Genomic DNA, 14297 nt, shown 5'->3' with positions numbered 1-14297 from the left:
ATCTAGAGAACGCGAAACAGGAAGAAAAATTAAATGAAGAAAGGAAACACATTTACAAGTTTATCCTTAATCCATTTTCGTTTGAATCTTCAAATCATTTCAATAAAATCCATAAAAGAAGATTTCATTCTTTCGGCTGCATTCACGAATTAGGAAACCTTCCCGGAGCAATGCTGTAATTGCGAAAGGTAAACATGGTATTAATGCTAACGGCTTTTCTAAAGAGGCCAATACTTGTTCGCGCTGTAAAGGAACGCTTTGGTTAACAGGGAAATCACCAGTTGGAAGATGTTATGCTGCGTTTGATGGGGCGTTAAATATAAATTTAGGGCCTGATTTCGATTATTATTTGCAGCGGGTATCTTCTTTTTATTGCTCTAGGTTAGGCATTGCGTCATGCTGAATTTATTTCTGCATCTTATTTGCCGGAAAAACCCGATTACTTGGTTGGTGACTCACCAACCGTTAAACTAATTTTTTATCATCAATCTTACTAGTCTTAACGTCTCGCTAAGACTTTAGTTTTTTGCTACGGAAATATAAAGAATAAAATTAATGGAGAGGTATTCGTGAAACACTAAGACTAGAAAATTTAAATCGCCAAACCCATTCCCAAAACAGCTAAGAAAAAACAATCTTATTTTTCACTTGTTCCTTTAATACATCAATTTACAATTGCTATGGAAACAAATAAGGAAAAAGGTAAAGTTGTTGAGAACGATTTGCTAGATAAAAAAGTAGGAGATGTGAGAGATCATGATTCTTTAGATGAAAATAAATCATCGAAAATAACCACTAATCTTTTTAACAAAGATGATAAACGCAAGAATAATCCACTGGGGCCTGGGCACGAGCCGGGACCGACACCAGGTTCAGGAATATAATAGCTCAGAATATAATTAACGAACAAAATGATTAAATTTAAACCACGGCAATTGCTGTGGTTTTTTTAGCTTAATCCCAAAATGGAAAGAAGAAATTTTATTAAGAATTCGGCATTGGCAATGGCCTTACTGTCAATTTATAAAACAGATGTTTTTGCACAGCAAGAATTGTTACGTGCTTATAACTTTAAACCATTGCGTAATAATGTAGGTATATTTACAGAGCAAGGTGGTACAATAGGATGGCTAAATTCTAGCAATGGTTTTGTAGTGGTAGATGCTCAATTTCCGGCTACTGCACCTCATGTGATCGAAGAATTAAAAAAACTAGGTGAAAAACCTTTCAAATACCTAATTAATACGCATCATCATGGCGACCATACCTCCGGGAATATCTCCTTTAAAGGTTTAGCCGAGAAAGTTGTGGCACATCAAAACTCACTGGTGAACCAAAAAAGAGCAGCAGAGAAAGCAAATAATTTAGATAAGCAATTACTACCCGATGCTACTTTTGGAACAAAGTGGACAGCAAAAGTAGGGAATGAGAACATAAAAGCTTATTATTATGGTTCTGGCCATACCAATGGCGATGCCGTTTACCATTTTGAGCATGCCAATATTGTCCATGTGGGCGATTTAGTCTTCAATCGTAAATTTCCTTATATTGATAGAGAAAATGGGGCACACATTGGCAATTGGATCACTGCGTTGGATAAAATTTTAGCCCAGTTTGATAATGATACCCTGTTTATCTGGGGGCACAGCTTAGACCCCGAAAAAGTAACAGGAAGTAAAGCAGATGTTAAAGCTTTTCAAAATTACCTTCAGAATCTTTTAACTTTTGTTGGCGGAGAAATTAAAGCTGGCAAAAGCAAAGAAGATATCTTAAAAACAGCTACAATTCCAAATGCACCTGAATGGCAGGGAGATGGCATACAAAGGAGTTTAACTGCTGCTTATGATGAGCTGAAAGGGGTTTAGAAGATTTTCGTCATTGCGAGAAGGCTTTTTCAGCCGCCGAAGCAATCTTATAAGCGGTAATTATTATCATGACCTAATTTATCGGGAAAGGAATTTTTTTGCTAATAAATTTTTGAACGAATTAATTCCATGGACAATCCTTCGACTCCGATACATTGAAAGAATCCACTAGAATGATCGTCATTCTCGCGCAGGCGGGAATCTTAAAGCTCATTGCATTAAGATTCCCAATCAAGTTGGGAATGACGACACGCAATATATAATTCATTACCACCCCTATCATTCGTAGATTTTTATAAAATAAATTATCCTTCAGGATGACAACCTTGAAATTTGGTGTTCATGTAGCAACGAACAACCAAATCTTTTTTCAATTTATAAACGTTCTATATTTAAAATAATTCTTTCAACGTCATTGAATTACCGTAGGCTTTAGTGTTTAACAACTATATTTGTTACAATTCAAAATCTACAGCCCATGGATGATTTTATTGCAGCCCGTTCCCAAATGGCCTTATCGTTAGGCTTCCACATCATTTTTTCCTGTATCGGCATGGTTATGCCTTTCTTTATGGCCGTATCGCATTATAAATGGCTTAAAACAAACGATGAGGTGTATAAAAACCTTACAAAGGCCTGGAGCAAAGGTGTAGCCATTTTTTTTGCTACTGGTGCGGTATCGGGTACCATGTTATCTTTCGAATTAGGATTACTTTGGCCAAAATTTATGGATCATGCCGGACCGATATTCGGAATGCCTTTTTCTCTTGAAGGAACAGCTTTTTTTATCGAAGCTATAGCCCTTGGCTTTTTCTTATATGGCTGGAATAAGCTAAATAAATGGTTCCATTGGTTTACAGGAATGGTAGTTGGCGTAAGTGGTTTGGCCTCTGGGATTTTGGTAGTTGCCGCAAATGCCTGGATGAACAGCCCGACGGGTTTCGATTTTGTAAACGGGCAATACCTTAATATCGATCCCATACAGGCCATGTTTAATAAAGCCTGGTTTAGTCAGGCGTTGCACATGTGCCTGGCCGCATTTACCGCTACAGGATTTGCTGTGGCAGGCGTTCATGCTTTAATGATCTTACGGAACAGAAATGCATATTTTCATTTAAAAGCTTTTAAAATAGCTGCTGTATTTGCCTGCATTGCTGCTTTGTTACAGCCATTAAGTGGCGATCTCTCTGCAAAAGATGTTGCCATACGCCAACCTGCTAAGCTTGCTGCAATGGAAGCGTTGTATAAAACAGAAAAGCCTGCACCACTTTTGATTGGTGGCATTGTTAACGAGAAAGATAAAACGGTGAAAGGTGCAATCGAGGTACCAGGGGTATTAAGTTTCCTGGCTCATGGCGATTTCAATGCTGAAGTTAAGGGCTTAGATCAGATTCCTGAAAACGAACATCCTCCAGTGGCTATAACCCATTATGCTTTCCAGATTATGGTGGGAATTGGCACGCTGCTACTTTTAGTATCCTTAACTTATTTCTTTATTCTATTTAAAAAGAAACCTCTAACCGAGAAACGCTGCTTGTTGAAATTATTTGTTGTGGCCATTCCACTTGGTTACATCGCTTTAGAGGCTGGTTGGGTAGTGACGGAGGTTGGTAGGCAACCGTGGATTATTTATGGCGTTATGCGCACTAAAGATGCCGTTACGCCGATGCCTGGTATTGCTTACTCGTTTTATATCTTCTCGGCAATTTACGTTTCTTTAAGCATTATCGTAACATTTTTGCTTTACCGCCAGATTAAAATGGTTCCTGTATTGTACAATAATCCCGAATCTAATAAATAAGAGCAGATGAAAGAAGTTGTAATTATATTTTTATGCATGGCTATCCTGCTTTACTTTTTATTGGGTGGGGCCGATTTTGGCGCTGGTATTATAGAGCTTTTTACCTCAACCAAAAACAGGAGCAGGACGCGTAAAACCATGTATCATGCCATTGGCCCGGTTTGGGAGGCAAACCATATGTGGTTAATTATTGCCATTGTAATCCTTTTTGTAGGTTTTCCGCATATTTATACCACCATGTCTGTTTATCTGCATATTCCATTGGCGATTATGCTTATCGGAATTATTGCGCGCGGCACCGCCTTTGTATTTCGCCATTACGATGCTGTTAAAGATGATATGCAGTGGTTTTATAACCGTATATTCAGGTATTCGAGTTTTGTTACCGCATTATTTCTCGGCATTATTGCAGGAAGTTTAATCTCGGGGCATATCGATACGCAGGCAACCGATTTCTATACGGCCTATATTTCTGGCTGGTTAAACTGGTTTTCTGTTGCTGTAGGCTTATTTACTGTCGCGCTCTGTGGTTTTCTTGCTGCGATTTACCTTATAGGTGAAACGAAGGAAGCACATGATAAACGCCGGTTTATTATAAAGGCCGAATTTATGAATGTGGCAGCTGTAGTTTTTGGTGCAATGGTATTTATTGCTGCACAGCGTGATGGAATTCCTTTAATTGAATGGGTTTTTAAGAGTAATGTCGGTTTATTGGCCATTATTTCGGCCAGTTTATCCCTTGTGTTGTTATGGTACCTGTTGATTAAAGGAAAAACCAAGGTTTTACGCATTTTGGCAGGCTTCCAGGTGACGATGATCCTCCTGGCAATAAGCTATGCCCATTTCCCGAATTTCATCCGTTTAAAAAGCGGAAATGCGATTTCGCTTTTAGAAACTGCCGGACCTGAAAAAACCATTTATAGTTTAGGTTTGGCTCTTTTATTAGGTAGTGTATTGATTTTGCCTTTTTTAGGGTATCTGTTTTATAAATTTCAGAAGAAAGAGGAGTAAAAAAAATTAATACTACTATTGATAGATTTTAAAATCGGCCGTCATTCCCGCGCAGGCGGGAATCTTAATGAAGCGCAATAAGCTTTAGGATTCCCGTTTTCACGGGAATGACGAGCTGGCGATGACTAAGAATGACTGCATATTCAGAATTGCAAAAAAAGAGCACCTGTTTCCAAATGCTCTTTTAAATTATTCTTTATCTACATACCACCTTTTCTATTAGATTTAGTCTGAACAGGCCAGGTTGCTGGTTTGCCTGTACGTTCGTTAACAGGTAAATCGGTTGCTTTTTCGGTTGAAGTTTTTTCAGGATCTTCTGATGCCATATAAACCATGATGGCAGCTAAAATTACATTGCTTCTGATTTCATCGAAAACCAACTTATCGTAGCTGTCGCGGTTGGTGTGCCAGGTATATGTGCCATAATCCCAGCTGGTAGAACTTAATGAATAACCTAAAGCCCCGGCAGCTACAAATGAAGCAAAATCTGAGCCTCCTGCACCAGGCGATCCTGGAAAGTTGGTTTTGATCTGGTTTTTAATGGTGTCTGGTACTGCAGCCAGCCAACGGGTAATGTAATCTTTCGATTTGGCAAAACCCTGTCCGCCAATGTTAACCACGCGGCCAGTACCGTTATCCTGATTAAATAAAGCTTGAAGATTGCTTACAATTTCTGGATGATCTTCTACAAAAGCCCTGGAGCCGTTTAAGCCCTGCTCTTCGCTACCCCAATGGCCAACCAAAATGGTACGTTTTGGGTTAGGATAAATTTTCTTTAAAATGCGCATGGCTTCCATCATTAAAATGGTACCCGAGCCGTTATCGGTAGCACCGCTTGCACCATCCCACGAATCGAAATGTGCCGATAGCATAACATATTCATTCGGTTTCTGTGTGCCTTTAATTTCTGCGATCGTATTAAAAGTAGGTACTACGCCCAACTTCTTAGCATCTGCCTCGATTCTTAATTTAGGCTTGTCTCCATTTAAGGCCAAACGGTAAACCAGGCCATAATCTTCAACAGATAAATCTAAGGTTGGGATCTTTTTAGTATTTGCACCGAAAATTTTATCTACGCCAAAACCCTGCGACCAATTGTTGATCACTACTGCTACTGCACCTGCATTTTCTATAGCTACAGGAAGCGTTTTTGCGGTTAAACCCGTTTTAGTTATACTGGCTGTCCATGCTTTAGTGGCATCGGCTTTTTCTTTTTTAAATTTTTCGAATAAATCTTTTGTGGCAAATTCTTCCCAGTTTTTTTCTGGTCGGCCAGAAAGCTGGTTCATCGAAATCAATACAATTTTACCTTTTACATTGGGTAACCATTTCTGAAAAGATACCGAATCGGTAATTTCTGGCAAAATAATCGCTTCTGCATTAATGGCTTTACCATTGGTTGATGGGCTCCAGGCCAATTGCGTGCCTTCTAAAGTGCGCACACGCGGACTTACCAGATCGATATGGGTAATGCCTCTTTCCCAACCTGCCCATTCGCCCCATTTTTCATTTTTGGCAGAGATGCCCCAATCACTATATTTTTTAACTGCCCAATCGTTGGCCTGTTTCATTTGTGGTGAACCAACTAAACGTGGCCCTACAACATCTAAAAGTTCGTGCGCAAGTTTCTCCAATTGAGAATTTTCGTTCACTTCTTTAACAATATTGTCGATTATTTTTTTGTCTTGCGCGAATATGCAGGTTGAAGTGCATAGCCATAGCGCAGAAAATAGTAGTTTTTTATTCATAATGAGTTAGGGTTGATTATTTGATAAGCTAATTTATGAAATAAGGAGTAGGGTTGAAGGATGTTAATGGAAATGTTGCAGTATGAGGATCGTCATTGCGAAAAGACTTTTTCAGCCGACGAAGCAATCTTTTACCCTTGGTTTGTAAGGCCTGAGGATATATAGTTGAAATAAGGATTGAAGTTGGTGGCCATCAACCTGGAAATCGAAGACAATAGTTAATGATTCAATAAAAAAAATGAAAGGTCAGATGGTAACATCTGACCTCACTATCACCATTTAGCAAACAACCCTAAAAACTACTCTTCTGGATCTTATCATGAAATGGCAAATACTCAGCTAAGGCTGCAGAGCCATACCAATTATATAATTCTGGTTCCAGTAACTTGGCTTTTATTGCCGGATCGCTTTCTAACAATTGTTTGGCTTCTTCGATCGATTTTGTGTTTAGAATGAAAATTCCCCGATAATTTTTATCGTTTTTACCCATCGGACCAGCAACTACGAGTTTTTGCATCTCGACCATTTTGCCCATGTTAGCCATGTGGCCTGCAAATAAACTATCGGTTTTTGCTTTTGTTTCTGTAATGTTTGTACCCGATTTTAGTATAACCAGCACATACATTTTCATGCCGTAGTTGTCGGCCCCGAGTTTTTTAGCTAAAGTTTCATCATAAGGGGCCTTGGCTTTTTTCTCCTGCGCTTGTATAACGAGCGTAACGGTGATCAGGGAGATTAATAAGAATATCTTTTTCATTTTAGTTATGGTTTGGTTAGTTTAAAAATAAGAAAAAAAGTAGCGGTTTTGTCTTGGCCAGACGGGCTTCTTTCTTTTTCTTAATAAAAGGAAACAAAAATCAAGGCTTGCGAATCTTTGTCGCAAATCCTAAATAAACCTTTAAACGCAATCTTAAGCCGTGTGAGGGGTAGTGGTTTTTTGTTTATTCCTGCATACTCGTAGGATTTCTTACTTCAATACTTATTAAAACGGACTGCAACAAAGATTTATTTGCATTTGCTTCCAAATCTTCTGATGCCGGATGCGTTCTTCGGAAAGGTTAGAGGGATTTAAAGTTTGCGCCCACATGTGTATTAAGTTTGGGGGGAGTTTAATAGACTCGTTATGAGCCGCGCTCAAAAGAACCACTTGCTCATGTTAAATAAACCTGATTGCCGCGTAAAGCCCGGAGTGTAGCGAGGACTTGAAGCAAAAAGCAGGACTGAACTAACCGATGTTATTCAAGCCCTGCTTTCTAAATATTATGAATTCATTTTTTGGCACCAAGACCAATGAACCAACTAGTTGTTCATCATTTTAATAAAAGCGCCCAATTTAGCTTTCATGGCTCTTCTATCTACAATAAAATCAAGGAAACCGTGCTCCAGAACGAATTCTGAAGTTTGGAAACCTTTCGGTAAATCTTTTTTGATGGTTTCTTTAATTACCCGCGGACCAGCAAAACCGATCAGCGCTCCTGGTTCAGCAATATTAATATCGCCTAACATGGCGTATGACGCAGTCACACCACCAGTAGTCGGATCGGTTAATAAAGAGATGTAAGGAACTTTAGCCTGGCCCAATAAAGCAAGTTTGGCTGATGTTTTAGCCATTTGCATTAATGAAAATGCGGCTTCCATCATACGTGCACCACCTGATTTTGAGATCATCAGGAACGGAATTTTATGTTTGATGCTGTAATCGATCGATCTTGCAATTTTTTCGCCCACAACAGAACCCATAGACCCGCCGATAAAAGCGAAATCCATGCAGGCTATTACGAGGTCTTGTCCTTCGATTTTACCAACACCGGCACGGATAGCGTCTTTTAAGCCCGTTTTAGCCTGACTTTCTTTAATTCTATCGGTGTAAGGTTTATTATCGTTAAAATTCAAAGGGTCGCCAGACGTTAGGTTAGGGAACAGCTCTTTAAACTCGTTATTATCAAATAAAACCTCGAAATATTCTTTTGAGCCTACTCTCAGGTGGTAATCGCAGTAATGGCAAACATATTTGTTTTCCTGAAGTTCTGCCTGATGTAGCGGTTTTTTACAATTCGGACATTTATTCCACAAGCCATCTGGTGCTTCTTTTTTCTCTTCTGTTGTGGTGATGATACCTTTTTTTTCTCTCTTAAACCAAGCCATATAATTTTTTGAAGAATTGGATTGCAAAGAAACGAAAAATAAAATAAAGTCGAACCTTTATTAGATGTAAAAATAGTCAATGTTTAGTTGGTTGATAGTAGATTGCCAATTGTGCAGGTAATTGAAAACTGGTATTTGGTTATTGGCAACTGCAAACTGAAAACTGAGGTGTGTCTTTTTTACACTAAGGATAATGTGTTTTTTACACTAAATAGGCTTTATTTTGCTGTTAGGCAAATAATTCTGTGGTAAGAAAAGCTTGTAATGTTATTTTTTTTTATAACTTCGGACTTAATAAAATTAACAAGAAATGAGTTTAAAAGGCTACAAAGGCGTAATTTACGGAGATGCCGTTCAAGAATTGTTTGAGCAGGCTAAAAAACATCAGTTTGCTTTACCAGCAGTAAACGTTACCGGTACCAATACGGTAAATGCAGTAATGGAAACTGCTAAGGCAGTAAATTCGCCTGTTATGATTCAATTGTCTAATGGTGGTGCCCAGTTTTATGCTGGTAAATCGTTAGATAACGAGAAATTGCAAGCATGTATTTTAGGAGCTGTATCGGCTGCTAAACATGTACATTTATTGGCAGAACATTATGGTGTTGCCGTGGTTTTACATACCGACCACGCGGCTAAAAAATTATTGCCTTGGATTGATGGACTTTTAGACTACGGCGAAAAATTCTTCGCTGAAACCGGAAAACCTTTGTTTTCATCACACATGTTGGATTTATCGGAAGAGTCGATCGAAGAAAACATGGAAATTTCTGCTAAATATTTAGCTCGCATGGCTAAAATGAATATGACTATCGAAATCGAACTTGGTGTTACAGGTGGTGAGGAAGATGGTGTAGATAATAGCGATGTAGATAGCTCTAAATTATATACTCAACCTAGCGAAGTGGCTTATGCTTATGAAGAATTGAGCAAAGTTTCTCCCCGCTTTACAGTTGCTGCTGCTTTTGGTAACGTGCATGGTGTTTATAAGCCAGGTAATGTAAAATTGCAACCAATAATTTTGAAAAATTCTCAGGATTTTATCAAAGAAAAATTCGGCTTAAGTGCAGAGAAACCAATCAATTTCGTATTCCACGGTGGTTCTGGTTCTACTCAGGAAGAAATCAGGGAAGCAATTTCTTATGGCGCAATTAAAATGAATATCGATACTGATATGCAGTGGGCATTTTGGGAAGGTATTTTAGAATACTATAAAAAGAACGAAGCTTATCTTCAAGGCCAGATTGGTAACCCTGATGGCGATGATAAGCCAAATAAAAAATATTACGATCCACGTGTTTGGTTACGTAAAGGTGAAGAAGCTTTTGTTAAGCGTTTAACTACTGCTTTTGAAGATCTAAACTGTATTAACGTTAACGATAAACTGTAATTTTTGATAGTTTTTTAAGATTGGATTTTTATTCAATCATTCAAAAAATCAATCATTCAATAATCATAAAAGCGTCATGGGTTTAAAAACTTATGGCGCTTTTGTTTGTTTTATGGTTATATTTAAACAAACAAATTGTAATGGCAAAATCTAAAAACGAAACAAAAAAAAATAACTTTTTTGAGAGGTTCGCTAATGCGGCAACCAAATTTACGGGCAGCTCGATTGCATTTATTGCTGCAACGACGATTGTAATCATTTGGGCATTAACCGGCCCTTTGTTTAATTATTCTGAAACATGGCAATTGGTGATTAATACGGGTACAACAATTATTACTTTTTTGATGGTTTTTTTAATCCAGAAAGCGCAGAATAAAGATGGTAAGGCCATTCAGTTGAAATTGAATGAACTGATTGCTGCACAGCAAGGCGCAAGTAACCGGATGGTAGATATTGAAGACTTGAGCGAAAAAGAATTGGATCAATTGCATAAATTTTACGTTACGATTGCCACTCTTGCCAAAAAAGAGGCCGATATTCATTGTTCGCATTCAATTGATGTTGCCGAGGCGTTAAATGAAATGAAATTAAAATCGAATAAACACTTTAAACACCACGATAATGAGTCTCCACGTTCAAAAAGTTAATCATCCCGAAGATTTAGATAAAGTATTTGCTATCCGTAAGATTGTATTTGTAGACGAACAGAACTGTCCGCCCGAATTGGAATGGGAACATGAAGATGAATCTATACATTTTCTGGCAACCAATAACGGACAGCCTTGTGGTGCCTGCAGATGGCGTAAAACGGATAATGGTTATAAGTTGGAGCGTTTTGCGGTTTTAAAGGATTTTAGAGGACAGGGGTAGGTCGTGCCTTGATTGCCGAGGCATTATCTGATCTGCCAGAGGATGCGCATTATATTTACCTGAACTCGCAGTTAGATGCTATGAGTTTGTACGCTAAGTTTGGTTTTGTAGCTGAGGGAGAGCAATTTGAGGAAGCTGGTATACAGCATTTTAAAATGGTAAAGAAAGTTTAGATTACCTTAAAAAACGATTTCATAACTCAAATTAAGTCAAATTTATTTCGATTGGAAAAATGGCAATTGTTCCACCATGAGATTTTATAATAATAAAAATATCTAGTTCACAATAATGAAAAGAACATTTATGATACTATCATTTTTTGGAATGGTAATGGTATCAAAGGCCCAGAAAATAGATACTGTCTATTTTGATTCTAAATGGGTGAAAACTGATAAGGCAAATAAACATTATTACAGAATTATAAAAGAGAATACAGATCGTAGAACTTTCTTTGTGAAAGATTTTTATAGCACAGATACGACACAAATGGAGGGGACATACTCTTCGCTTAATCCTGATATTAAAGATGGAAATTTTGTTTGGTTTTATCCAGATGGAAAGAAAAAAATGGAATCTGTCTTTAAGAAAGGCAAAATGATCAACGTTGTAGAATGGGATGAAAATGGTGCGTTAAAAAAAGCTCCTGACCTTGTTAAAGTAACAAATTCAGTAACAGGTGAAAAAGGTATGGCATTCATAGAAAGAGCACCATCTTACGAAGGAGGAATGTCTGCACTCTCGGAATTTATTTCAAAAAATACAAAGTATCCACGGGAATTGGAAAAAGAAGGAGTGAGAGGTAAAGTAGTTGTTCGCTTTACTGTAACCAAGGATGGTGATGTAATCGATCCAGAAGTAATTAAAAGTGTTCACCCACTTTTAGATGCTGAGGCAGTACGAGTAGTAAAATTGATGAAAAAATGGGAACCTGGTAAGCAAGATGGGAAGCTTATTGATGTGAGATTCACTCTTCCTTTTAATTTTAACTAATTACCGCGAAAATCTATATATGGGAGATCATTGATATTCACTTAATGTTGACAAGCGAATTATTTTTAGAAAGTAATCTTTATTGTGAGTAAATCAGTGTTTGCTGGTTAAGAAAAACCTACCCGAAAATTCTCCCCGATAAAACCATTGCCTCATTCCATTTATCCATGTTAAGGCTTAAATTTTCTCCTTGTGCATTCAAATAGCCAATTACATCTTCGGTAGCAATGTTACCTGTGAGGTCATCTGCGGCCATGGGGCAGCCGCCAAAACCTTTTAAAGCCGAATCAATACGTTTTACGCCAGAATGATAAGCGGCTTCTATCTTTTCGAACCGTTCAACAGGTGTGGAGTGTAAATGAATACCGATTTCTGTGCCGTTAAATCTTGAAATTAATCTAGGTAATATAGTGGCTATCTTTTCCGGCGTGGATATGCCAACGGTATCTGCCAACGACAAAATCTCTACACCTTTACTCACGAGTACATCGGCCCATTTTTCTACAATTTCATAATTCCATTCATCACCATAAGGATTTCCAAAGCCCATCGAGAGATAAACGAGCGCTTTTTTATTATTTTTAGCACAAAGAGAGAGCATTTCTTCTACCGTACTTAACGATTGTGTAATACTTGAATTGGTATTACGTTGTTGGAAGGTCTCAGAGATAGAAAAGGGAAATCCAAGGTAATTGATATGCTGATGCTTTGCAGCGCTTTCTACGCCCCTTAAATTGGCTACAATGGCCAAAAGTTTAGTATTCGTGTTGCCTAGATCCAATTGCGCCAGAACTTCAGCTGTATCTGCCATTTGTGGAATGGCCTTCGGTGATACAAAACTTCCAAAATCGAGTGTATCGAAACCTACCTGAAGCAAGAGGTTCAAATACTCAACCTTAAGTTCGGTTGGAACAAAATCGTGCAATCCTTGCATGGCATCACGTGGACACTCTACTAATTTGAAGTTGTTTTGGCTCATATTTTTGGTTTAACCGCAAAATGCGCAAAGTTTTTCGCAAAGAAAAGAGAAACAATTTTTTATCATCAAAGTTGCCTTAAAGACTAAAGACTAAAGACTAAAGACTAAAGACTAAAGACTAAAGACTAAAGACTAAGAAACCTTAACTTCTTCTTTTACTGCTGGTACCTCATCTCTATAATCTACACTTCGATCTTTTGCAAAGGTTCTGATAATTAAACGGGTCCCGCGATCATAACTGAAATAACTCCAAACCCAGTTTACGAAAACAATAATTTTGTTTCTGAAGCCTACCAAGGTCATTAAATGTACAAACATCCAGGTAAACCATGCAAAAACGCCTTGAAAACGGATTTTTCCAATATCTACAACGGCTTTGTTTCTGCCTACTGTAGCCATAGAGCCTTTGTCGAAGTATTTAAATTTCTCTAGCGGTTTATTTTCTTTGATGTTGATCAGATTTTTCGCTAAATGATGACCCTGTTGAATAGCTGCTGGCGCAACTCCTGGATGACCATTAGGCGTTTCTTCATCAATGATAGCGGCGACATCACCAATGGCATATACATTTTGATAGCCCACCACTAAATTTTGCGTATCAGTTTTCAATCTACCACCTCTTACCACTTCAGCTTTATCTAAACCAGCTAATACTTGTCCTTTAACACCCGCACTCCAAATTACGGTAGAGCTTAGAATTGGTGCCTTATCCTGTAAAGTGAGTGTATGTCCGTCATAACCCAGTACCCTGGTTTCGTTCATGATCTGAACGCCCATATCGGTAAGGAAATCTTTGGCTTTTTTCTGTGCCTGTGGCGACATAACACCCAGTAATTCTGGCGAATTTTCGATCAGGTAAATATTCACCTTACTAAAATCCATTTCTGGATAATCGTTCGGAATAACATGTTTTTTAAGCTCTGCAATAGCCCCTGAGGTTTCAACACCTGTTGGGCCACCGCCCACTACAACAAAGTTTAATAGGGCACTTTTTTTATGTACATCTTTTTCGATCAGTGATTTTTCGAAATTCTGTAAAATCAAACTTCTCAAATCCAACGCCTCGGGGATGGATTTCATTGGCATTGCATTGGCCTCAATTTCTTTATTACCAAAGAAATTACTGGTAGAGCCCGTGGCGATAACCAAATAATCGTAATTGATTCTACCAATGTCGGTTTGTAAACAGTTTTCTGCTGCGTTAACTTCTGTAACTTTGGTTACGCGAAAAATCAGGTTCTTTTGACCTTTAAAAATCTTTCTTAAGGGGAATGCTATGGAATCTGCTTCTAAACCTCCTGTAGCTACCTGATAAAGTAAGGGTTGAAAAGTATGATAGTTATGTTTATCGAGCATAACCACCTGAAAGGGTTTGTTTTTTAAACGTTTAGCTAACTCTATTCCACCAAATCCACCGCCAACTATAACTACTCTAGGGTATTCGCTTTTAGGAAGTTGTAAATCCATTTTGTATCGGTTTATCTAATTGCTAATGTAA

General features: G+C 38.1%; 14 protein-coding genes. 9 read left to right on the top strand and 5 right to left on the bottom strand.

Translation table 11 applies throughout. From position 1 onward, the window contains the following. Positions 1-680: 680 nt before the first annotated feature. From H9N25_RS12675 to H9N25_RS12660, 4 genes are all read left to right on the top strand, one after another. On the top strand, positions 681-884 hold the full coding sequence (locus tag H9N25_RS12675) for a hypothetical protein (protein WP_190326113.1): 204 nt from the start codon (positions 681-683) through the stop codon (positions 882-884). Positions 885-965: 81 nt separating this feature from the next. Next, entirely contained in the window at positions 966-1865 is a 900-nt protein-coding gene (locus H9N25_RS12670; protein WP_167295104.1) for an MBL fold metallo-hydrolase, read from the top strand. Between the two features lie 478 nt (positions 1866-2343). Continuing rightward, positions 2344-3666 (top strand): cytochrome ubiquinol oxidase subunit I, encoded by a 1323-nt coding sequence (locus H9N25_RS12665; RefSeq protein ID WP_190326112.1) that lies wholly within the window; start codon positions 2344-2346, stop codon positions 3664-3666. 6 nt (positions 3667-3672) lie between these two features. Continuing rightward, positions 3673-4677 (top strand): cytochrome d ubiquinol oxidase subunit II, encoded by a 1005-nt coding sequence (locus tag H9N25_RS12660; protein ID WP_190326111.1) that lies wholly within the window; start codon positions 3673-3675, stop codon positions 4675-4677. A 200-nt stretch (positions 4678-4877) separates the two neighbouring features. On the opposite strand, the gene H9N25_RS12655 is transcribed toward H9N25_RS12660, so the two are convergent. The 3 genes from H9N25_RS12655 to accD form a co-directional block, all read right to left on the bottom strand. Beyond that, a complete protein-coding gene (locus H9N25_RS12655; RefSeq protein ID WP_190326110.1) occupies positions 4878-6425 on the bottom strand; it encodes a M20/M25/M40 family metallo-hydrolase in 1548 nt (515 codons plus the stop codon). A gap of 292 nt (positions 6426-6717) precedes the next feature. Next, positions 6718-7182, bottom strand: coding sequence for a YciI family protein (locus tag H9N25_RS12650; protein ID WP_190326109.1), 465 nt, complete (start codon positions 7180-7182; stop codon positions 6718-6720). A 542-nt stretch (positions 7183-7724) separates the two neighbouring features. After that, positions 7725-8570, bottom strand: a complete 846-nt coding sequence (gene accD, locus H9N25_RS12645) for an acetyl-CoA carboxylase, carboxyltransferase subunit beta (protein WP_029276271.1) — start codon at positions 8568-8570, stop codon at positions 7725-7727. Between the two features lie 310 nt (positions 8571-8880). Between accD and fbaA the strand changes: the two genes are divergently transcribed. The 5 genes from fbaA to H9N25_RS12625 all read left to right on the top strand — a co-directional run bounded on the left by fbaA (position 8881) and on the right by H9N25_RS12625 (position 11820). Further along, complete coding sequence (gene fbaA, locus H9N25_RS12640; RefSeq protein ID WP_167295098.1) at positions 8881-9960, top strand: class II fructose-bisphosphate aldolase; 1080 nt, start codon at positions 8881-8883, stop codon at positions 9958-9960. 140 nt (positions 9961-10100) lie between these two features. Further along, positions 10101-10607 (top strand): low affinity iron permease family protein, encoded by a 507-nt coding sequence (locus H9N25_RS12635; RefSeq protein WP_167295097.1) that lies wholly within the window; start codon positions 10101-10103, stop codon positions 10605-10607. After that, positions 10582-10830 (top strand): GNAT family N-acetyltransferase, encoded by a 249-nt coding sequence (locus H9N25_RS25070; protein ID WP_255524455.1) that lies wholly within the window; start codon positions 10582-10584, stop codon positions 10828-10830. The genes H9N25_RS12635 and H9N25_RS25070 overlap by 26 nt, the downstream gene beginning before the upstream one ends. 8 nt (positions 10831-10838) lie before the next feature. Beyond that, positions 10839-11003 carry a GNAT family N-acetyltransferase gene (locus tag H9N25_RS25065; RefSeq protein ID WP_255524454.1) on the top strand — a complete coding sequence of 55 codons (165 nt, stop codon included), beginning with the start codon at positions 10839-10841 and terminating at the stop codon, positions 11001-11003. A gap of 115 nt (positions 11004-11118) precedes the next feature. Continuing rightward, positions 11119-11820 (top strand): energy transducer TonB, encoded by a 702-nt coding sequence (locus tag H9N25_RS12625; RefSeq protein WP_190326108.1) that lies wholly within the window; start codon positions 11119-11121, stop codon positions 11818-11820. 118 nt (positions 11821-11938) lie between these two features. Here the strand turns inward: H9N25_RS12625 and H9N25_RS12620 are convergent, their stop codons facing one another. Beyond that, positions 11939-12799: a hydroxymethylglutaryl-CoA lyase gene (locus H9N25_RS12620; RefSeq protein WP_190326107.1), complete on the bottom strand. Its 861-nt coding sequence runs from the start codon at positions 12797-12799 to the stop codon at positions 11939-11941. Positions 12800-12931: 132 nt separating this feature from the next. Beyond that, positions 12932-14266, bottom strand: coding sequence for an NAD(P)/FAD-dependent oxidoreductase (locus tag H9N25_RS12615; RefSeq protein WP_190326106.1), 1335 nt, complete (start codon positions 14264-14266; stop codon positions 12932-12934). Positions 14267-14297: the final 31 nt, after the last annotated feature.

This window comes from Pedobacter riviphilus, from assembly GCF_014692875.1.
Taxonomy (GTDB): Bacteria; Bacteroidota; Bacteroidia; order Sphingobacteriales; family Sphingobacteriaceae; genus Pedobacter; species Pedobacter riviphilus.
Note: the sequence above shows the minus strand (reverse complement) of the source record. Positions and strands in the feature narration are given on the sequence as shown.

What these genes read in the sequence shown, in the direction of transcription:
- H9N25_RS12675 (WP_190326113.1), top strand. Translation starts at nt 681, where the DNA reads ATGGAAACAAATAAGGAAAAAGGTAAAGTTGTTGAGAACGATTTGCTA.
- H9N25_RS12670 (WP_167295104.1), top strand. Translation starts at nt 966, where the DNA reads ATGGAAAGAAGAAATTTTATTAAGAATTCGGCATTGGCAATGGCCTTA.
- H9N25_RS12665 (WP_190326112.1), top strand. Translation starts at nt 2,344, where the DNA reads ATGGATGATTTTATTGCAGCCCGTTCCCAAATGGCCTTATCGTTAGGC.
- H9N25_RS12660 (WP_190326111.1), top strand. Translation starts at nt 3,673, where the DNA reads ATGAAAGAAGTTGTAATTATATTTTTATGCATGGCTATCCTGCTTTAC.
- H9N25_RS12655 (WP_190326110.1), bottom strand. Translation starts at nt 6,425, where the DNA reads ATGAATAAAAAACTACTATTTTCTGCGCTATGGCTATGCACTTCAACC.
- H9N25_RS12650 (WP_190326109.1), bottom strand. Translation starts at nt 7,182, where the DNA reads ATGAAAAAGATATTCTTATTAATCTCCCTGATCACCGTTACGCTCGTT.
- accD (WP_029276271.1), bottom strand. Translation starts at nt 8,570, where the DNA reads ATGGCTTGGTTTAAGAGAGAAAAAAAAGGTATCATCACCACAACAGAA.
- fbaA (WP_167295098.1), top strand. Translation starts at nt 8,881, where the DNA reads ATGAGTTTAAAAGGCTACAAAGGCGTAATTTACGGAGATGCCGTTCAA.
- H9N25_RS12635 (WP_167295097.1), top strand. Translation starts at nt 10,101, where the DNA reads ATGGCAAAATCTAAAAACGAAACAAAAAAAAATAACTTTTTTGAGAGG.
- H9N25_RS25070 (WP_255524455.1), top strand. Translation starts at nt 10,582, where the DNA reads ATGAGTCTCCACGTTCAAAAAGTTAATCATCCCGAAGATTTAGATAAA.
- H9N25_RS12625 (WP_190326108.1), top strand. Translation starts at nt 11,119, where the DNA reads ATGAAAAGAACATTTATGATACTATCATTTTTTGGAATGGTAATGGTA.
- H9N25_RS12620 (WP_190326107.1), bottom strand. Translation starts at nt 12,799, where the DNA reads ATGAGCCAAAACAACTTCAAATTAGTAGAGTGTCCACGTGATGCCATG.
- H9N25_RS12615 (WP_190326106.1), bottom strand. Translation starts at nt 14,266, where the DNA reads ATGGATTTACAACTTCCTAAAAGCGAATACCCTAGAGTAGTTATAGTT.